The organism is Streptomyces sp. NPDC001634, from assembly GCF_040298185.1.
In the GTDB taxonomy this organism is placed as follows: Bacteria; Actinomycetota; Actinomycetes; order Streptomycetales; family Streptomycetaceae; genus Streptomyces.
This window is the reverse complement of record NZ_JBEOZU010000071.1, coordinates 1-19,925: the sequence shown is the minus strand read 5'-3', so window position 1 is coordinate 19,925 and position 19,925 is coordinate 1. Positions and strand designations below refer to the sequence as shown.

14 protein-coding genes are annotated in these 19,925 nt (G+C 71.1%); 3 read left to right on the top strand and 11 right to left on the bottom strand.

Translation table 11 applies throughout. The annotated features are described in order from the left end of the window. The first annotated feature begins 68 nt into the window (after positions 1–68). Positions 69–1,127 (top strand): ketoacyl-ACP synthase III family protein, encoded by a 1,059-nt coding sequence (locus tag ABT186_RS35050; RefSeq protein ID WP_351232387.1) that lies wholly within the window; start codon positions 69–71, stop codon positions 1,125–1,127. A gap of 118 nt (positions 1,128–1,245) precedes the next feature. On the opposite strand, the gene ABT186_RS35045 is transcribed toward ABT186_RS35050, so the two are convergent. The 7 genes from ABT186_RS35045 to ABT186_RS35015 all read right to left on the bottom strand — a co-directional run bounded on the left by ABT186_RS35045 (position 1,246) and on the right by ABT186_RS35015 (position 7,897). Then, positions 1,246–2,022 (bottom strand): FkbM family methyltransferase, encoded by a 777-nt coding sequence (locus tag ABT186_RS35045; protein WP_351232389.1) that lies wholly within the window; start codon positions 2,020–2,022, stop codon positions 1,246–1,248. Between the two features lie 107 nt (positions 2,023–2,129). Beyond that, the gene (locus ABT186_RS35040; RefSeq protein WP_351232391.1) at positions 2,130–2,897 is read right to left on the bottom strand and encodes an ABC transporter permease; all 768 of its coding nucleotides are present in this window, start codon (positions 2,895–2,897) and stop codon (positions 2,130–2,132) included. A gap of 3 nt (positions 2,898–2,900) precedes the next feature. Continuing rightward, complete coding sequence (locus tag ABT186_RS35035) at positions 2,901–3,869, bottom strand: ABC transporter ATP-binding protein (RefSeq protein ID WP_351232393.1); 969 nt, start codon at positions 3,867–3,869, stop codon at positions 2,901–2,903. 81 nt (positions 3,870–3,950) lie between these two features. After that, positions 3,951–4,733, bottom strand: a complete 783-nt coding sequence (locus ABT186_RS35030) for an NAD-dependent epimerase/dehydratase family protein (RefSeq protein ID WP_351232395.1) — start codon at positions 4,731–4,733, stop codon at positions 3,951–3,953. Further along, complete coding sequence (locus tag ABT186_RS35025; RefSeq protein ID WP_351232397.1) at positions 4,717–6,201, bottom strand: NDP-hexose 2,3-dehydratase family protein; 1,485 nt, start codon at positions 6,199–6,201, stop codon at positions 4,717–4,719. The genes ABT186_RS35030 and ABT186_RS35025 overlap by 17 nt, the downstream gene beginning before the upstream one ends. A 56-nt stretch (positions 6,202–6,257) precedes the next feature. Continuing rightward, on the bottom strand, positions 6,258–7,040 hold the full coding sequence (locus ABT186_RS35020; RefSeq protein ID WP_502973420.1) for a 4'-phosphopantetheinyl transferase family protein: 783 nt from the start codon (positions 7,038–7,040) through the stop codon (positions 6,258–6,260). Positions 7,041–7,045: 5 nt separating this feature from the next. Then, positions 7,046–7,897, bottom strand: coding sequence for a metallophosphoesterase family protein (locus ABT186_RS35015; RefSeq protein WP_351928485.1), 852 nt, complete (start codon positions 7,895–7,897; stop codon positions 7,046–7,048). A 291-nt stretch (positions 7,898–8,188) separates the two neighbouring features. On the opposite strand from ABT186_RS35015, the gene ABT186_RS35010 reads away from it, so the two are divergent. Both ABT186_RS35010 and ABT186_RS35005 read left to right on the top strand, forming a co-directional pair. Next, positions 8,189–8,959: a thioesterase II family protein gene (locus ABT186_RS35010; RefSeq protein WP_351232403.1), complete on the top strand. Its 771-nt coding sequence runs from the start codon at positions 8,189–8,191 to the stop codon at positions 8,957–8,959. Between the two features lie 57 nt (positions 8,960–9,016). After that, positions 9,017–9,232, top strand: a complete 216-nt coding sequence (locus ABT186_RS35005) for an acyl-CoA carboxylase epsilon subunit (RefSeq protein ID WP_351232405.1) — start codon at positions 9,017–9,019, stop codon at positions 9,230–9,232. Between the two features lie 44 nt (positions 9,233–9,276). On the opposite strand, the gene ABT186_RS35000 is transcribed toward ABT186_RS35005, so the two are convergent. From ABT186_RS35000 to ABT186_RS34985, 4 genes are all read right to left on the bottom strand, one after another. Beyond that, positions 9,277–12,156: an ATP-binding protein gene (locus ABT186_RS35000; RefSeq protein WP_351928483.1), complete on the bottom strand. Its 2,880-nt coding sequence runs from the start codon at positions 12,154–12,156 to the stop codon at positions 9,277–9,279. 65 nt (positions 12,157–12,221) lie between these two features. Continuing rightward, complete coding sequence (locus ABT186_RS34995; protein ID WP_351928481.1) at positions 12,222–14,774, bottom strand: AAA family ATPase; 2,553 nt, start codon at positions 14,772–14,774, stop codon at positions 12,222–12,224. Next, entirely contained in the window at positions 14,771–17,800 is a 3,030-nt protein-coding gene (locus ABT186_RS34990) for a LuxR C-terminal-related transcriptional regulator (protein ID WP_351928479.1), read from the bottom strand. The genes ABT186_RS34995 and ABT186_RS34990 overlap by 4 nt, the downstream gene beginning before the upstream one ends. A 440-nt stretch (positions 17,801–18,240) precedes the next feature. Further along, complete coding sequence (locus ABT186_RS34985; protein ID WP_351928477.1) at positions 18,241–19,314, bottom strand: sensor histidine kinase; 1,074 nt, start codon at positions 19,312–19,314, stop codon at positions 18,241–18,243. Between the last annotated feature and the right edge of the window lie 611 nt (positions 19,315–19,925).

Here is a 19,925-nt window from a genome sequence, read left to right as displayed (position 1 = left end):
TGCGCCCGTGACACCGACGACCCCACTACGCCCAGCAGTTCCACGACACCCAAGGAGAACAGCCACAGATGAAGACGGACGGCGTCTATGTCGACACGGTCGGGGCGTACATCCCGGACCGGTGGGTGAGCGTCGAGCAGGCGGTCGAGGAGGGTCTCTACGACGAGTACTCCGTCCAGTACGGCACCGGGCTCACCGCCGCCTACATCGCGGGTGACCTGCCCGCGCTGGACATGGCGGTGCACGCCGCCCGGCAGGCGTTCCGCCGGTCCGGCAACGACGTGGAGGACCTCGACTTCCACGTCCACTGCACCGCCGTGCAGCACGGCCCCGAGGGCTTCTACCCGCCCGGCTACATCCTGCGCGAGCTGGGCGCGAGCGGGGTGCCCAGCACGGATGTGCGCCAGCACTCCAACGGTCTGCTGGCCGGCATCGAGGTCGCCGTGGGGCAGCTGACGGGGGCCGCCGGGGCCGAAACCGCGCTGGTGACCGCGGCGGAGAACTTCACCAGCCCGCTGATCGACCGGTGGACGGGCTTCGGCACCGGGTTCACCGCCAGCGACGGTGGCGCCGCCGTCCTGCTCAGCGGTGAGGGCGGGTTCGCCGCGCTGCGCGCCGTGAACTCCGGGACGGAGCCGGAGCTGGAGCAGTGGCACCGCGGCGAGGAGTCGTTGCTGCCGTTCCGGGGCGAAGAGCGCAAGGCGTCCGGCACGATGGAACTACTGGCCTACTTCAACGAGCACGTGGTGCCGCTCGACAAGTGCATGGAGATGATCCGCGACTTCGAGCTGGACATCGTGCACCGGTCGCTGGTGGACGCGGGCCTGAACGCGTCGGACCTGCGGTGGGTGGTGGCCGCCAACAGCGACTCCCGCATGATCGACCAGATGAAGATGCAGCCGCTGGGCCTGCCGATGTCCCGTTCCACCTGGGACTTCGGCAAGGAGTACGGCCATATGGGCGCCTGCGACATGGCGGTTTCCCTCAACCACCTGCTCCTCAACGGTCTCGTGTCCCCCGGCGACCACATCCTGATGACGACGTCGGCGTCCGGCTGGGTGTCCACCTCGGCCGTCCTGACCATCCTCGAACTTCCGGCCTGGGCCGCGGAGAACCCGGTCTCCTGAACCCCGGCGCCCCGCCACGGACGTGCCCGACGACGAAAGACCCGGCACCGGGGAGAGGTGCCGGGTCGACTCGCGGAAGGAAGCGGGACCGGGGCGTCGCAGGCGCGCCCGGCAGCCTTCAGGACTCGCGCCTGGCGTACACCATCGAGTAGCGGTACACCTCCGGCAGGTTCGCCGCGCTCTCCACCGTCACGGCGAAGCCCTGCGCGTCGAGGATGTCGCGCACCGCCTCCAAGCGGCCGTCGAGGTCCTGCACCTCGATCACGGTCTGGCGCACGCGCTGCCAGTCGGCCGCGTCCAGCCCCTCCATCACCTCCAGCTCCGCGCCCTCGACGTCGATCTTCAGCAGGTCGATCGGGCCTTCGGGCGCCCACCCACGCAGTACGTCGGAGAGCCGGTTCACCTCGGCCTCGACCTCCACACCGGCCATGATGCGGTCCAGTGCCTCCTGACCGATCTGCTCCACCGTCAGTTCCTGTCCGACCTTCTTCTGCTCCGGGTACCGCGTCGAGTTGCCGGGCAGGGCAGGGTAGAACGTGAAGCGGACCTGATCCTCGTGCCGGCTGCCCAGCGCCGAGCGCATCACCTCCACGTCCTTCGCGCCATGGCTGTCCAGGTTCTCCAGCAGCGCCTGGTGGATGGCCGGGATCGGCTCGAACGCCAGGATCTTCGCGCCGGGGAACTCCTGCTTGACGAAGAGGGAGAACAGACCCACATTCGCCCCGGCGTCCACGATCCGCGAGGAATCGGAGAGCTGGATACCGTGCTTGAGGTAGGTGCGTTCGACGAATATCTCGTTGTAGATGAAGTCGACTTCGGAGAACAGTGCGCCCTCCGTCTGCGGCACGAAGACTGAAATGCCGTCAGCTACCTGAACTGACCTGATGTCGGTCATGATTGCTCCCTGAGCCGTGGATTGCTGCTCAGTGTGCCCCGCGGAAATCCAGCAATTTCCTAGACTTCCGCGCTGCCCGGGGGACAGGGCGGGCCGCGCGGCGCCGTTCAGGCGTCCCGACCGCGCAGCACCAGATAGCCGCCGAGCACCGCCGCCGCCACCCACAGCAGCATGATGACGAGGCCGCCGCCCGGCCCGTAGGGCACGTCGGAATCGCGTACCACCCGCGCCATCGCCTCACCGGCCTGGTCGGGCAGATAGTGCGCGACCTTCTTGGCACCGGGCACCGAGGCCAGGATCTGCGTGACGAGGAAGAAGAAGGGCATCAGAACGCCCATGGACAATATGGAACTGCGCAGCATGGTCGCCACGCCCATCGAGAACACGGCCATCAGCGCCATGTAGAGGCCGGCGCCCAGCGTCGCCCGCAGCACGTTGTGCGCGCCGATCGTGGTGCTGTGCGAACCGAGCGCGGCCTGCCCGGCGAAGAAGGTCACGAAGCTGGTGACCGTTCCGACGATCAGCGCGGCAGCGGTCGCCACCGCCAGTTTGCTGAAGTAGAAGACACCACGCCGCGGCACTGCCGCCAGCGAGTTGCGGATCATGCCGGTGCTGTACTCGCCGCCGATCACCATGACGCCGAACGCGATCATCGCCAGCTGGCCGAGGACGCCGCCCGTGAAGCTGGTTCCGGCGGGGTCGAAGGTGAGCTTCTGCTGCTGCGACAGGTCGTCGTACTTGGCGTTGGACAGCGCACTCACCAGCGTGCCGAAGGCAACGGTGACGGCGAAGGCGGCGAACAGGGTCCAACCGGTGGAGCGGACCGTGGTGAGCTTGGCCCACTCGGAGCGGAGGGTCGCGGTGGGTGCGGACATGGGTCAGGACTCCGTTCCGGTGGTGTGCGGTGCGGTTCGGCCACCGTTCGACGCGGCGCCGGCGGCGAGCGGTCCGGTCCGGTACTCGGCCGCCTCACCGGTGAGCGCGATGAACGCGTCTTCCAGGGAGGCGTGCTGCGGGCTCAGCTCGTGCAGCAGGATGTGGTGCTCGAACGCCAGCTCTCCGATCCGCTCCGCAGGGACGTCGGTCACCTCGAACGCGCCGGAGGAGTTCTCGGTGGCGGTGATACCGGCCCCGGTGAGAGCGTCCCGCAGCTTCTCCGGTTCGGGCGTACGGATCCGCACACCCGAACGGGTGTTGTTGTCGATGAACTCCTGCATGCCGGTGGCGGCGAGCAGCCTGCCACGGCCGATGACCACCAGATGGTCGGCGGTCAGCGCCATCTCGCTCATCAGATGGCTGGAGACGAACACCGTGCGGCCCTGGGCCGCCAGCCCTTTCATCAGGGTGCGGATCCAGTGGATGCCCTCCGGATCGAGGCCGTTGACCGGCTCGTCCAGCATCACGATCTCCGGGTCGCCGAGCAGCGCCGCGGCGATGCCCAGCCGTTGCCCCATGCCCAGTGAGAAGCCCTTGGGCCGCTTCTTGGCGACCGAGCCCAGTCCGACCTCCTCCAGCACCTCGTCGACCCGCGACAGGGGTATGCGGTTGCTGAGCGCAAGGCACCTGAGGTTCTGGTACGCGCTGCGCCCGCCGTGCATCGACTTGGCGTCCAGCAGTGCTCCCACCTGGCGCAGCGGGTCCTTGAGCTGCGCGTAGGGTTTGCCGTCGATGAGTACATGGCCCGAGGTGGGGCGGTCCAGACCGAGCATCATCCGCATGGTGGTGGACTTGCCCGCTCCGTTGGGGCCGAGGAATCCGGTGACGCGGCCGGGCCGGACCGTGAAGGTGAGGCCGTCGACGACCACTTTCTCGCCGTACCGCTTGGTCACTCCCGCAAGCTCGATCATGCGGCCCACGCTAGGAGGAGGAACCACTTCCAGTCCGCGCCCGGGGCAAATGTCTAGGGGTTCTCGCAGCCGACGGTGCGATCAACGGACCGGCAGTGCCGCCAAGTCCTGTGAGAGGGCGGTGTAGTAGGGCAGATAGGCGTCCAACAGCGCCCCCAGGTAGTCCTGGTCCGGGATGGAGGCGCGGAAGTCCGGTATCAGTCCGCGCACTCGTTCTACGGAAGCACGAGTGATCGCGGGAGAGCCCGGGCGGTCGACGCGCCGGGCCGCGACGCCCAGGCGCTGCTCGATCGCCGTCACGATCGACTCCACCGGTTGCGGGACTCCCGAGGCCACGTTCAGCACCTCGCCGGTGACCCCCTCCTCCAGGAGCCGTCCGATCGCGTGCAGCAGGTCGCGTACGTCCAGCAGGTCCCGGTGCGCACCCTGATGGACCGTCACCTCGCCCTGGGTGACATGCCGGACGAGGGTGGGCAGCAACTGGTGCGACCGCTGGTGGCTGCCCACCACATGGCTCAGCCGCAGGATCAGATGCTCGGCACCCGAGGAACGCACCACGCTTTCCAGCGCCAGCTTGTGCCGCCCGTACGCGTTCGGCGGCCGTACCGGGTCCGTCTCGGACGCCTCGCCGTCCGGAAAGCCGTACATGGAGAAGGAGGCCGTGGAGAAGAACAGCAGCCGCCGCCCCTCCCGGACACAGTCCTCCAGCACGTCGTAGAGGAGCTGTGCCTCGCGGTCGTACTCGGCGAGGGCCGCGGTGGACGTGCTGGAGACGCCGGAGGCGATCGCCGTCACATCGGGGAAGCGATCGCCGAAGGCGGCGGCCAGATTGCGGCCGAGGAAGCCGTCACCGATGATCCGCACGACCGTCTCCCCTGCTCACAGTGGTGCTTCCGATTCCCGGGACCTCGGCCACGGGCAGGCCGGGTGTGATGCCCGCGACCGTGCGCAGGGCCGCGACGAGGGTCCGTGCCTGCACGTTGAGGTAGTGGCTGTACTTCAGCAGCTCACCCAGCTGGCGGAGCGTCACCCAGCGGTAGTCGGCGGGCACTTCGGCGGGCTCGCCGTCGTCCGCCTCGACGATCAGGTACCGGTTCTGGGCGTGCAGGAACCGGCCGCCCTCCTCCGACAGCACCGTGTCGAAGAGCACCTGCTCCGGGCGTGCCTCCTCCACCAGGTCGAGGAAGCGGGGGCGGGCTTCCGCGGGCAGATGGGCGTAGTTCTCCGGGGTGCACTGCACGGTGGGGCCGAGTTCGACGACGTCGAGGTAGCCCGGCTCGACGCGGGCGTGCACCAGGCAGTGCGGTACGCCGTCGATCCGGCGCACCAGAAGTGCCACCACCCCGGTGCCGTGCGGTTCGAGCAGCGGTTGCGACCAGGACGCCACCTCGCGCCGGTTGGAGACGACGTCCACGGGCACGATGCTGAAGAACAGGCCCCGTTCGTGGGAGATGCGGTCCTCGGTGCGGTACCAGCCGCGTCCCTCGACCTCGCGCAGCGGCAACAGTGCGGCGCTGACCTCCCGCTCGCTCTGCTGTGTGGTGATCCAGCTGCGGACCGCCACGTCCGAGTGGAGGCCAGGGGCCGGTCCGGCGCCGTGGTGCCAGTCCGGCAGGCAGGAGAGCACCGTACGCGCGTCCATGTTGACCAGATTCTCGTAGTGCAGCAGCCCATTGACCTGACGAAGCGTCAGCCAGCAGAAGTCCTCGCCCGCCTCCACCTCCGGGCCGACCTCGACGATCATGTTCCGGTTGCGCTTGCAGAAGAACCACGAGCCCTGCTCGGACTGGAGCACATCCGCCAGCACCCGATGGCCCCGGGCCTGCGGCTCGCGGAAGCAGTCCAGGTACGGAACCGAGGAACCACCGTGCACCCGGGTGTAGTTGCTCTTGGTGGCCTGCACCGTCGGCGACAGCTGCACCCCGTTGACATTGCCGGGCTCGGACTTCGCCTGCATCAGACAGTGCAGCACCCCGTTGATCTCGCGGACCGCCAGCCCGAGGATGCCTATCTCCGGCTGCCTGATGATCGGCTGGCTCCACTCCGGAACCGGCCCGAAGTCGGTGCGCACCCGCATTCCGCGCACCGCGAAGAACCGCCCACTGCGATGTTCCAGGTCTCCGGTGCCCGGGGCGAAGTGCCAGCCGGACAGCTCGGCGAAGGTGGTGCGGCGCACTTCCTGGCTGTGCCTGCGGCGGCGCTCGTCCAGCCAGTCGAAGAACTGGACGTCGGACATCGCCTCGCCGCCCGTGGCCGTCGCGGAGACGGCCAGCCGCGCGGCGAGGACCGCATCGGTGTCGGACTCGGGACCGGTCGCGTTGAGCTGGGGCATCGCTGCCTCTCCATCGGATCGACGTCGGCCCACGGCACCCGCCGCGGACCGTGGGGCTACTGCGGCAGGCAGGAGGTGCCGGAACGTGCCGACGCCCCGGACGCACGGGCCACGACCCGCTCCGCCGGCTCACCGGTGTGTGGGCCGGTACCCTGCGTGGCGGGTGCCAGCGCGGTCAGCACCAGGCCCTCGTCGACCAGCCACCGCCCGGTGAGTTCGGCACCGCCGCCGACCGCACCCGCGAAGGCGGCCGGCACCGGGACCAGTACCCGGACCGAGAACGTGCCCCGCACCCCGCCCGAGACGTCCGGCTCGTGGGTGAAGCGCAGCTGGGCCTCCTCGAACCCGAGCGGCCTGCGGGCGAGCGGGAACCACACCTTGTACACCGACTCCTTGGCGCTGAACAGCAGCCGGTCCCAGGGGACGCCGGGCATCGTCCGTGCCAGCCGGTCGAGGTCGGCGCGCTCCTCGGGCAGCGAGACCGCTTCCAGGACGCCGTCCGGAAGCGGTGCGGCCGTCTCGGCGTCGATGCCGAGCGCCGCCAGCTCCGTGGCACGAGCGACCGCCGCCACCCGGTAGCCGTCACAGTGGGAGATCGCGCCCACCACCCCCTCGGGCCAGCCGGGCTCACCACGCGGGCCGGGCAGCAGCGGCATCGCCGGAAGCCCCAGCGCGGCCAGCGACAGACGGGCGCACCGCCGGCCGGTGGCGAACTCCCGTCGGCGCTTGTCCACCGCCCGGGCCACCACCGCCTCCTCCTCCGGGAACAGCGGGGGAGCGGCCAACTCGCCGCGCACCTCGGTCACTTCGACCTGGTCGGGCAGCAGCCGGCGCATCAGCGACGTCATCGGGCACCTCGCCGGGGAAGGATCTCGCGCAACAACGGGTCGGGCATCCCGCGGGCCTGCCACTCTCGCGGGTAGCCCAGCGACACCTCGCGGTGCGGTACCCCGTCGTGCCAGGTGGTACGGGGGATGTGCAGATGGCCGTAGATGACGGTGGCCGCCCGGTAGCGGCGGTGCCAGTCGTGTGTGGCGGTGGTCCCGCACCACAGCGCGAACTCCGGGTACCGCAGGATGCGAGTGGGCTCGCGGACCAGCGGGAAGTGGTTCACCAGCACGGTCGGCAGTTCCGGCGGACAGGCGTCCAGTCGCTCGCGGGTGTACGCCAGCCGCGCCCGGCACCAGGCCGCGCGGTCCGGGTAGGGGTCGCTGTGCAGCAGGAACTCGTCGGTGGCCACCACCCCGGCCTTCTCCGCCCGGGCGAGCGCATCGGCGGTGCTCGTGGCACCCGGTGGCAGAAACGAGTAGTCGTACAGCAGGAACAGCGGCGCGATCACCACGGGCCCGTCCGGACCGGGCCACTGCACATACGGGTCCTCGGGGGTCAACACCCCGAGCGACCGGCACAGTTCGACCAGGCTGCGATAGCGGGCGTCGCCGCGCAGGGTCACCGGGTCGTCGGGATGCGTCCACAGCTCGTGGTTGCCCGGCGCCCACAGCACGGTCGCGAACCGCTCCGCGAGCAGCCGCAGCACCCATTCGACATCCGAGGTCAGCTCGCCGATGTCACCGGCGACGATCAGCCAGTCGGAGGGATCGGACGGGTGCAGGTCCCGCACCACGGCCCGGTTCCGCTCGTAGGCGACGTGCAGGTCACTGACCGCGAAGAGCCTGCCTCCCGTGACACGGCTCACCGCTTCGCTGCCTCGCCGGTCGCCGTCCGGGGATCCGTGGTGGTGGGCATGGGAACTCCTCGCTGCGCGTCCGGCGCCTCGATACGCGTCCGGCGCTCAGCTTTATGCCACCGTCCTGCCCGTCCGCACAACGCGCTGCCGCACCACCGGACCAAGTACAGGGGAAACGCCCAGACTTCGGCCCTGTACGACCGTCCGGGCCCGACGGTGCTGGATAGTGGCGGCACATCCGCACGAGCAAGCCAGTGCTCGTGACCACTGGAACCCGCCAACAGAGGACGGACGAGCAGCGTGAGCGTTTCCCCCGCCGACGACGGCCTGTGGTGCCGGCGGTTCAACCCGGCTCCCGACGCCGCCCACCGCCTGGTCTGCTTCCCCCACGCGGGTGGCTCGGCCAGCTACTACCTTCCGGTCTCCGCGGCCCTCAGCCCGCGCGTCGATGTCGTCGCGGTGCAGTACCCGGGCCGTCAGGACCGGCGCAACGAGCCGTTGATCGACGACATCGGCACGCTTGCGGACCAGGTGCACGAGGCGCTGCGCGGTTGGGACGACCGCCCGCTGACCTTCTTCGGACACAGCATGGGCGCGCTCGTGGCCTTCGAGGTGGCCAGGCGGTTCGAACGCGAGGGCGGCGGCCCGGTCCGGTTGTTCGCCTCCGGCCGGCGCGCCCCCTCCCGCTACCGCGACGAAAACGTCCACCGGCGCGACGACGACGGCATCATCGCCGAGGTCAAGGCGATGAGCGGCACCGACGACCGGCTGCTGGGCGACGAGGAACTGATCCGGATGATCCTGCCCGCGCTCCGCGGCGACTACCGGGCGGTGGAGACCTACCGGTGTGCGCCGGGAGCAGCGGTGGGCTGCCCGGTCACCGCGCTGGTCGGCGACAGCGATCCCAAGACGTCGGTGGACGAGGCCGAGGACTGGGTGAAGCACACCACCACGGACTTCGAACTGCGGATCCTGCCCGGCGGACACTTCTACCTCAACAGCCGTGCCGCGGACGTGCTGAAGCTGCTCGACGAGCACTTCGCCGCACAGGCGGCGCCGCAGGGCACCTGACCGGCCCCGGCGTTCTCCCGTGAGCAAGGCCCCTGACAGGAACAAGGAAGGATAAACGTGAGCAGGCCCGACGACGCCGCCCTGGTACGGGTCGAACGGGGCGAGGCCAGTGAGGAGGAACTCGCGGCGCTGACCGCGGTCCTCCTGGCCCGCGCCGCCGCCCGCGGCCACGGGCCGGACCATGCCGATCGCTCCCGCACCACCGCCCGCTGGAGCCGTCTGGAACGCCGCCCCTCGTACCAGTCGCCGCTCAGCTGGAGGGTGGCTGCGTGACCAACCCCCTGCGGGTGCGGAAGTCGGGGTGTCACCGGCCGTCGTCAGGCAGCTCCCTGGGGGCGGATCGCCTCGGCCCGCGGAGGCGGCTCGGCCTCCGGGTCGAACAGGCCCGCGTCCTTGAGGGCGGTGGCGAGCCCTGAACGGCCGGACGTCGACATCTTTCGGTAGCAACTCGTCAGATGCTTCTCCACGGCACGCCGGGAGACGCCGAGGGCATCGGCGATGGCCTGGTTGGTCAGGCCCTGCACGGCCATCTGAGCCACCAACCGCTCCGCGGACGTCAGCTGCGCCCGCGCGGGGACGCTGACCGCCGCCGACCCCAGCATCTCCTGCGCACGGGCTGCTATCCCGGACGCCCCGCACTCCACAGCCAGTTTGTACGCCGTACGCAGCGCCGTCTCCGCCTCGGCGGCGTGACGGGGTGCCACCGCCTCGCCGAGCCGCAGCAGCACCGCGGCCCGCGCGTGCAGATCGGCGGACTCCTCCAGCACCTGGGCGGCCTCACGCAGCAACCCCGGTGCCGAGGACTTGTCCGAAACGGACGCCTGGAGCGCCAGCGCGCGGCCGAGGCCCGACGGAGCACCCCAAGCCCTCGCCCGCTCGAGATGCTGCGCGCACAGCTCTTCGGCCCGGTCCGTTTCGCCCATCCGGTGCAGGGTGCGCGCCGCCCAGTACGCTGTCGGTGCCACCATCGGATTGCGCCATCCCGCCCGCTCCAGGGCGTACCCGGCGTCGAGGAAGTACTCCACCGCCATGCCCGGCTCGTGCCGCCGCTCCGCATTCATCCCCCGGATCAGGGTGAGCAGCCCGGCCAGTTCGCAGTTCTCGTGCAGCCCGCGGATCCGGTCGGGCAGCGAACCGACCAGGTCCGGCTCCCGGGCCCGCAGCGCCACCATGGCCAGGGCGATCGCCGACAGCGTGCTCACCTCGTCCTCACCGACCGCCGAGCAGGCCTTCACCGCCCGTTCGCGCGCCGCGGTCAGCCGGCCCTGGGCGAGCAGCACCAACGCCTGCTCGCTGAGGATCACCGACTCCTCCAGCCGCCCGCCCCGACGCACCGCGTCCGCCAGGGCCGTGTCCAGCCAGGGCAGCAGCCCCGCCACCGAGTCCGCGGTGACCAGGACCGGCACCACCAGCGGCATCATGGTGTGCACATGGGCCGCGGAGGCCGGCTCGTGGTCCAGTACACGGCGCGCGAGTGCCTCGACCTGCGCGGCGGGGAGCCCGACGGACACCATCGCCGCATGCAACAACGCCGCCAGCAGCTCCCGCTGGCCTCCGCGTGTCGGCTCCGGCCGCTCGCCCAGCTCGGCCAGCCGGACCGCGGCCGACGTGAGCGCCGCCGGAGCGTTTTCGCAGAGGTAGCGCAGGCGGGCCTCCACACGCAGCTCCAGCTGGCGCTGATCGGCCGGCAGCGCTCCGGGGGCCGTCAGCTCTGCCGCTGTCTGGTGCAGCAGATCACCCAGCGACAGCAGTGTGGCACCGGGCGTCACCGGGGTGAGCGCCATCAGCGCCTCGGCGCGGGCCAGGGGGCTGGGCAGCAGCGGGAACGCCTGGGCGACGTGCCGGACGGCCACCGACGGGGCGAAGCTGCGCTCCACGGTCGCCAGTTCCACCAGCAGCCGGGCCCGCGCCGCGCTCTGCGGCAGAACGTCACGCAGTGCCCGGCGCAGATAACGAGCCGCCGTTTCCGGGGCGCCGCGCTGCACGGCAACGTGGGCGGCGCGCCGCAGCGCCGCCACCGCGTCCTCGTCCAACGGCGCGGTGGTGGCGAGCAGATGACCGGCGACCCGCTCGGGGGTGCTGCCCCGATAGCGCATCAGTGCGGCGGCCTGCAGGTGCAGTCGGTTGCGCTCGCCCGGTGGCGTGGCCTCCTCGACCACCTCGTGGACGGCTCGGTGGGCCAGCCGGAGGGTGTCCTGCCGGGCGAGCAGCGCCAGCCGGCGCAGCCGCCAAAGGCTGTCGTCCCGCTCCACCGGGTCGAGTCCGGCCAGTTCGCCCACCACCTGCGGATCGGCGTCGTCCCCGAGGACCGTCAACGCACGGGCCACGGCGAGTACGGACGGCGGCTGGTCCCTCAGGCACAGCAGCAGCCGCCGACGCAGCGGCGGGGGCACCAGAGTGGAAACCGTGGACGCCTCGGCCGCCACCGGGGTGATACCACGGGTCTGGCACTCCTGGAGAAGCGATACGAGATGCAGCGGATTGCCGCGGGTGGCGTCGTGGCACTCGGCCGCGAACTCCGCGTCGGCCGGCGTGCCCAGGCGGTCCAGAATCAGGTCGTGGACCGCCGCCGTGCCGAGCGGGGCCGGCAGCAGAGTGTGCTCGGCGGCGGCAAGCGGCCTGATGCCGGGCGGCTCCGCCGCGGGTTCTCCCTCGCACACGGTCACCGCGACCAGGATCCCCCGGTGTGTCACCTGCTTCACCAGCTGGTCGAGCCAGTCCAGCGAGCCCTCGTCCGCCCAGTGCAGATCATCGATGAGGAGCACCAGCACACGGTCGCGGCTCATGTTCTCCACCATGGACAACAGAGCACGCAGGGTCGTCGGGGTGTGCTGCCGCGGCGATTCGGGGTCGCCCTGGAGGAAGGCGAGCGCGGGCCGTGCGGGCCCCGAGCACCATCTGCGCACGAAGGAGCCGGACTTGAGAACCGGCTCCAGCAGCTGCCGGGTGAGACCGAGCGGGAAGTCGCGCTCCGCGGGGGCGGCGTAGGCCCGCATCACCAGGGGCCGCGACGGCGAAGTCGGTCCGGTCGCCGGGCCGGTGGCCAGCCGCGCGGCCAGCTCGCCGATCTCCGTCAGCAGGGCCGACTTGCCGATCCCGGGCGGTCCGCCGATCACGACGAGAGATCCGCTGCCGTGCACGGCGAGCCGGAGGGCCTCGGCCGCCACTTTCAGTTCGTTCTGCCGCTCAAGCAGCATGCCAGCGGCCTCCTTGCGCGGTGTGGTTGAGCATGGGGGGTGGGTGAGAGGTGCGTCGGTTGGGGCTATGTCATCGCAGCGCCGCCGTCCGGGGCCCCGGATCCGGGCGGCCCGGCGTCCGTCCGTGCTGCATGGCGCAATCCGGCCGTCTCCCGGGCCACGGTGGCCTGCGCGAACTGCCGGCATGCGGATGTACGGCCGAGTCGGCGCAGCGCGCGCTCGGTCAGCCGGGCCGCCTGCGGCGCCGGAGAGCCGAGACCCTGGCGCAGCTCGGTCCAGGCGAGCGCGGAGTCGGTTCCCCAACGCTCAGCCAGCCGTGACTCCTCGGCGAACAGCTCCGCCGCCCGGTCGTCGTCACCACAGCCCAGATGGGCCAAGGCCGCCAGTGAACGCCAGGCCACCAGCGCCGGATTGCCCCATTCCCGGGCCGCCAGCCGCCGGCCGCATTCCTCGGCCTCGGCCAGCGCCTGCCGGGGGCGCCCCTGGCAGAGCAGCAACTGGGCGCGCGCGTACAGCAGATGGATCCAGGGGCTGGTCTCCTCGACCCCGGGCGGCAGCTCCTCACCGGCCAGCCGGTCGGCCTCCTTGTAGCGCTCCCGCGCCACCAGCAGCCGGATCTGCACCGCCCGTAGCGAGGTGAGCCGGGTGGGATGCCACACCTCCGACGGCGTCAGGGACCGGCAGGCGGCGAGGTCGTGGGCGGCCGTGCCCGGGTCACCGGCCCGCAGGCTCAGGTGGGCGCGCAGCAGCAGTCCCACCGCCACCAGCGCGGGGCTGCGGCGGCGCCCGGCCTCGGCGAGCGCGGCGTCCAACTCGGTGCGCGCCGTGTTGTGCGCATCAGCGAGGGACAGCGCGCAGCAGGCGGTGAACCGCGGGAACAGTGCTCCGCCGAGCGGTGCCCGCAGCACCTGCCGGCACATCTCCCGCACCGCGGCCGCGTCGTCGCCGCGCACCGTCTGCCGCCACGCCGCGGCGGCGAGCACGGCGGGATCGACATCCGGGCCCGGCACAGGCCGGGGTGCCGTCCCCAAGTCATGTGCCGTGGATCCCGGACGGCGCACGACGTCCGTCCGCGGGCGCAGGACCTCCACCCGTGGGAGGGCGGTGGACCGGGCACCGTCGTTCCCGTACGAGACCGGCGCCACGCTCAGCACCCGACCGGGTTCGCCGCGGGCGAGCAGGAGGTCCGTGGCGGCGGTACGTACGCGTGGACGGGTCTGCGTTGCGGACAGCAGCTCGGCGATCCTGCGGTCCGCCGCCTCGGGCGCGGTCATGGTGTACGCCTCGGCGGCCTCCAGCAGCACCTCGGCGCGCTCCGCCGGGGAGAGCGGCTCACGCAGCGCCCGCTCCAGGAGTTCGGCCGCCTCGGCGTGGTGACCCTGCGCCAGCAGGCTGCGAGCGGTGCGGCGTAATACCCACGCTACCCAGGGCTCGCCCAGCGGCACGGTGTTCAGCAGCAGCGCTGCCAGCTCTTCCTCGTCGGCGTCGCAGCGGTGCGCCCAGCGGGCCGCCTCCGCATACAGCCGCTTGCGTTCATCGCCGTCCATGCCGGCCAGCACGGCGGCCGAACGGTTCGTCAGCCTCAGCTGCGGTGGATCCCCGAAGTCGATCAGGCCCTGCACCCGCAACGTCCGCAGGGAAAGCGGCAGTTGTGACTCGTCCAGGCCCACAAGGGCGGCCACCCGGTCCACCGGCACCAGTCCCCGGCAGACCGCAAGCCCTCGGAGCAGCGCGAGCGGTTCCGCGGCCAGTTGCGCGGCCGACTCGGCCGCCAGTTCCGCACACGCGGAGTCGATGCCACGGCTGAACGCCGTCCTCACCCCGATGGGGCACACCTCGCCCGGTGGTTCCCGGCGCAGCTCGTCCAGGACCCGCCGCAGCAGCCAGGGACTGCCACGGCTGAGCCGGGCGGCCTTCTCCCACCAGACGTCGTCCGAGCCGGCCGGGGCGGGCAGTCCCGTCGCGGTGTACATCGCACGGACCTCCGGCGCACCGAGCGGCCCGAGCTCCAGCAGCAGACCACGGCCCTCCTGGAAGGTTGCCGCCTGGTCGAGGAGCCGGGCGCAGGCATCGGGGAACTCGCCTCGGGCGCTGGTGACGGTCAGCAGCACTCCCAGCGGCGCCGAGGCAAGCCGCCGCAGCAGCCCCTCGATCACGCGAAGCGACTCCGGGTCCGACCACTGCACATCGTCCAGGGCGAGGAGGGTCGGCCGGTGGGCGGCTGACAGCAGAGAGCGGCACCATCCCTGCACGGAGCCCTCCGTGGGCGGCTCCGCGGTACGGGCCGCACCTGCGGCCGTGGACCGGGGCGGCCGCAACTGCTGGACGAATGCGTAAGGGGCGTGCGAGGAGGGTGCCGAGCCCAGCGCGCTGAGCACCTGGGCACCGACCGCGCGGGCGAAGGCGATGCCGCGCCGCAGCAGTCGGCTGCGCCCGCTGCCCGGGGTGCCGTGGATCACCGTCACGCCGGAGGTGCCGCCGGCGAGCTGGGTCATCATGTGGAGCAGCGCCGCTTGTTCGGTTTCCCGGCCGTACAGCGGTGCGAAGCCGTCCTGGGCGGCCCGTTCGAGCAGGACGCGGTTGTAGGGTGTCGGCCGGCGGTCAGGTGCGGTCGTCATCGCTGCTCACCCGCAGGCGGGGACACACAGACCCCGGGTGCGTCCCGCAAAACGGTCAGAAGCTCCTCGCGACGGCTTACGCCGAGCTTCTGATAGGTGTGGGTCAGGTGCAGTTCGACCGTGCGCCGGGTGATGTAGAGCGCCTCCGCAATCTCCCGGTTGGAACGGCCTGCCATCGCCAGGGCCGCGACCCGGCGCTCGCGTTCCGTCAGGGCGTCGCCGGGGCGGTCGGTGAGCTGGCGGGGCCGGCCGCCCGCCTCCGCGAGACGGAGCCGGACGCCTTCTGCGGCGTTGCCTGCGCCGCACCCGATCATCAGATCCAGTGCGGTCCGCAGCCGGGGCCGGGCGCCGAGCGGATCGCCGTCGTCGAGCAGGGCCGCGCCCAGTGCGTATTCGGCGCGCGCCCGCAGCAGCCGTGCGGGGGATTCGGCGAGTTGCGTGCAGGCCTCGTCGAGCAGCCGGTGTCCGGCACGGCCAGGTGTGGCCAGGCCTCGGGCCAGCAACGCGAGTCCGGCGCTGCGCGGAGTGCCCCAGCAGGCGACGAGTTCGCCGCCCTGGGCGGCGACCTTCCGCGCCTCGGCCGGGCGGCCCAGTTCGGTCAGCAGATCGGCCGCCTCCAGCCACCACGGAAGCACCACCGGGGACTCCGACTCTCCCGGGCCCAGAGCCCGTCCGCTCGAGCGCAGTGCCACCAGGGCGCCGCGCAGGTCGCCCCGGGCCCGTCGGACGGCTGCCGTGGTCCACCAGTACATGGGGTGGACGTAGAACAGCGGCTGCAGTTCCGCGCCGCTGACCTCGTCGAGCATGGACTCGGCGGCGGCGACCTCTCCCCGCTGTGCGAGTACGTAGGCGAGGACGACGGCGGGGGCGACGGCCGGGCCGTCGCCGTGGCGGCGTTCGAGTTCCAGGGCCCGTCGGCTGTCGCGTTCTGCGGTGGGCAGGTTGCCCGTGCCGCACAGCACCAGCGCCCGGACCATGAGGGCCGGAACCCGGCTCGGGTCCGGTCCCCGCCGGACCGGCCGGCGCAGGATCCCGTCGAGGACGTCGAGCGCCGCGGTGTTGTGGTCGGTGAGGTGCGCGATGATGGCAGAGGCGATCAGCGACAGGTTGTCCAGCGGGGTGCCGGGGGTGCCGACGGCCATGGGGACGCGGTCGGGCAGGGGAGCGGGGCGGCCGCTGAGCACGGACAGTGCGGCGCGGGCCAGCTGCAGTCGACGGTTGCCGGGACTGTTGTCGGTGGCCCTGGCGAACGTCTGGGAGCGCTCTCTGACCCAGCGAACGGTTCCCGGCTGCAGTGATCCACTGAGCAGCAGGGCGGATTCCAGGGCAGGCCGGGATTCCTCCGGAACGGTGACCGCCCCGGAGTCGGCCGCGCGGTCCAGGACGTGGGCGAGGAGCCGGGCCGCCTCGTCGGCACGGCCGAGTACGACAAGGGTGTCGGCGTACCGCAATGCGATGTCGGCGAGTTCGCGCCCGTCGGTGCTCGTTGTGAGCAAGGTACTCAGATGGTGGACGGCGACGGCGGGTGCGGTGGTGGTGAGCACATCGGCCAGCCGGGCGCGAATCCTGCGCAGCATGCGGGCGTCCTGGTCGGCACCGATGTCCAGCGCGTGCGAGAGGTAACGCAGGGCGGCACCGGGCGAGTCGGCGTCCAGCGCCGCGCTGTACAGCGCCTCCAGCATCCAGGGCGCGGCGCCGTACCGAATCCGCAGCAGGGCGTCTGCCACTTGGGTCGGCGGGCGCCCCGCATCCTCCAGCAGTCGGGCCGCGCGGGCGTACAGCGGAATCAGATCGTCGCTCGACACGCCCTGCGGTACATCGTCGGCGAACCGGGCCGGCGGGCCGTCGAGGGGCAGGGCCCGGCGTTCGGTGAGATGGTCCATGGCGCGCCGTACGGTGGACAGCGGCATCCGGATCAGTTCGCTCACCAACTCCGCGTCGGCGCAGCCCAGTACGGCCACCGCGGACAGAACCGCCGAGGCGGTACGGGGCAGCCGCCCAGGACCCGTTGGTGCGGTGCGGCCCGCTCCCGTCGCCCGGCGGGTCGCGACATCTGTGCCGGAATGCCGGTCGGCGAAGGCGTGGACGGCGGCGGGTATGCCCTCCGAGTGCTCCAGGCACCTGTGGAGCAGGGCCGCGTCGGGCCGGCGTCCCAGCCGCTGGGTGAGGATCTCGGCTATGTCGCCGACGGTCAGCGGCTTCAACTCCAGTGTGTTCCAGGCATGGTGGGCGAGCAGCGAGGTCAGAGCGGGGGGCTCGGCGGCGGCGGGAATGGCCGGCACGGTGATCACCGGCAGCAGGGGCAGCCCGGCGGACCTGCGCAGCACGTAGTCCACTCCGCGCAGGGAGCTCGGGCGGCTCAGGTGTGCGTCGTCCACGGCCAGGACCACGGGCCCTCGCCGGGAGAGTTCCACAACCGTCTCGTGGAGTCGATGGGGCGTCAGGGGGCCGTCGCCCAGCGGCGCTTGCACGGGAGCTGCGTCGGCCCGTGCGGCACCGACCGCGTCGTACCAGGTTCCGTCGAGCGGGCCGGCACGCAGTACCGATGCCCAGGACGCCACGGTGTCGCAGAAGGTCCGCAGCAGTGCGCTGCGGCCTATGCCCATGGGTCCCGTCAGCATGACGGCCGGGGGCGTTCCGGACTCGCCCCGGGGGATGCTGCCGATCAGTGCGGAGAGCGGGGAGTCTCTGCCCGCCAGTGGTTCGGCCGGGGCCACACCCGCGGCCGGTGCACAAGGGGACGGTAAGGCCAAGGCGAGGTTCACGGTGCCACCGAATGTTCTGTGGGGACGGACACTTGATGGGCTCTGTGCGGGGAGAGAATGGGGAGAATGAGCGGCCGCATGTCGTGCACGGCGGCTTGTGAAGGCGAGAACCGGCGGAAGCCCGTAGGTGAAGGGCGCGACGCCCCAGCGCTTTGTAAGCGGCTGTCGGCGCCTTGTTCTCGGTTCACTGCTGGTACATACACAACGCTCCGGATTGTAGCCGGTTCCCCTTGTCAATTGTGCCTGTCCTGTGAAAAGCATTGTCGCGTTAATGATCTGGGTGGGCGTTGCGATGGCCTCAGGGAAAGGGTGGGCGCTGCCGTTGCGGTGCGCAATGCGCCCGGTTCATGCATTTCATCCCGGTTTTGCGGAGTAGGGGGGTGCTCGGGGCCCGGTCGGAGGGTGTCGAGGTTGCGTCGGGTGGGTGTGAAGCGTGTGTGAAAAAGGGAAGACTAGGGAATCCCTCAGATCTTTAGTTGACCCTTGTAGGGTGAACCGGTTTGGGATCACTGCGGCCCGGCAATTCTGACGGTCAATTTGGCCGGCGCTGGTGATGTCGGTCCGGCCGACCGGCGGGATCGGCCCGCCGAACCGGGTTCGGCGGGTCCTTCCGGCGGAGCGGGTCACTGTTTGTGAACTCGCGGCATTTTCCGTGGATCTCCGGTATCGCCCCGCAGGGTTTTTATGTCCGGAGCGGGCCCTCAGGCCGGCAGCCGGATGCGGAACCACGCCCCGCGGGAGCCGGGTTCGAGGGTCACCGTGCCGCCGTGCGCGGTGACGATCGCCGCGGCAACGCTCAGCCCCAGGCCGTTTCCACCCCCGGCGTCATCGTCCGGAACGGGGGCCGACACCTTCCCGCCGTGGACGAACCGCTCGAAGGCCGAGTCCCGCAACTCGGCGGGTATGCCAGGCCCGTCGTCCATCACCTCGATGACCCGATGACCGTCCTCGGTGCCCAGTCCCAGTGCGGCGCGCGTGCCCTCGGGCGTGTGATGCCGCACATTGGCCAGCAGATTGGCCACAACCTGGTAAAGGCGGTCCCTGTCACCGGTGACCGTGTGGTTGCCCGGCAGGATCGTCAGCCGGATCGGATGATGCGGGGAACAGGCCTGGGCGTCGGCCACCGCGTCCCGGCACAGCCGAGCCAGGTTGACCGGTTCACGGCGCATCGGCTGTCCCAGGTCGAGCCTGGCGAGCAGCACCAACTCCTCGATGAGCGCCGACATACGACGGGTCTCGTCCGTCATGCGGGACATCGCCAGGTCGAACTTCTCCGGCTCTGCCAGACCTCCCAGCCGGGCCAACTGGACATAGCCCGAGATGGCGGTGAGCGGAGTGCGCAACTCATGTCCCGCGGTGGCGAGGAACTCCAGCAGTCGCTGCTCGGACTTGCGGCGGTTGCCGCGCTCCCGTCGCAACTGGGCACCGAGCCCAAGAGCCGTCAGCAGCGGCAGGAGGATCAGCGCAGCTTTGAGAGTCATCGCCGGCCCTGGGGCTCCAAGGGCCGACATCGGCGTCATGAAGGCCAGGTCGCGGTCGCTGCTGACCACGGCCACCCCGTGGGCGCCCTGGTCCGTTACGACCGTGTGGAGGGCGGTCGCATACGCCATGGCCGAACCGCTCGGCATCGGCGCGTTTCCGGACGGCGGGGCGGCCTCGGCCGACCGCACGGTCACCGGTCTCCCGGAGTACCGCTGGTACGACAGGAGTTGGACGAGGGCGTCGCCCGGCACCGCTGCGGCGGGCAGGAAGAAGAACGCGACCACGAGGGACACAACCCCGAACACCACACGTCTGCGCGGGGACCGTGCTGCGTCTAAGGGGCAGGACACCGACACGGTGGTCTGCCCACGGGTGCATCGGTGGTACACCTCACCGTCCGATCGAGGTCGTGCCGTGAAACCGACGAGAACCAGCCTTACTTGGCGGCACGATACCCAAGGTCCGCCTGTGTGAGGGGGGTTCTGGGTGACCGATGTGTTTCGAACTGTGACCGAGTTGACGGCTCCGTTTGGACAGGTGAGAAGGGGTGGAACGCGGTATCTGCTCGGTTCGCTGTGGAATCAAGGGTCCGAGGGCCCAGATTGCGGACATGGCGCCGCGGTGCCTGGGTGTCCGGGCCCAGACACACGCTCCGCCCTGGCCGGCACCTCGACCTTCGGGAGAAACTGCTGATCAAGGCCACCCTTCGGCGACTTGAACGCTCCTGGACGTCGAGATCTGTCCTCGCCCGAGCCTCATCGGCGGGCTACGTCGCCGAGAACTGTGCCCGATGAGCCCGTCCACCGAGAACTAGTAGGGCTTGGTCAGCTTCATTCGTGAGTGGCGTGTCTGTTGGGCTCGGGTGTCGTTGTGGTGGTGTGACACCTGGGGAGATGGCCGAGGT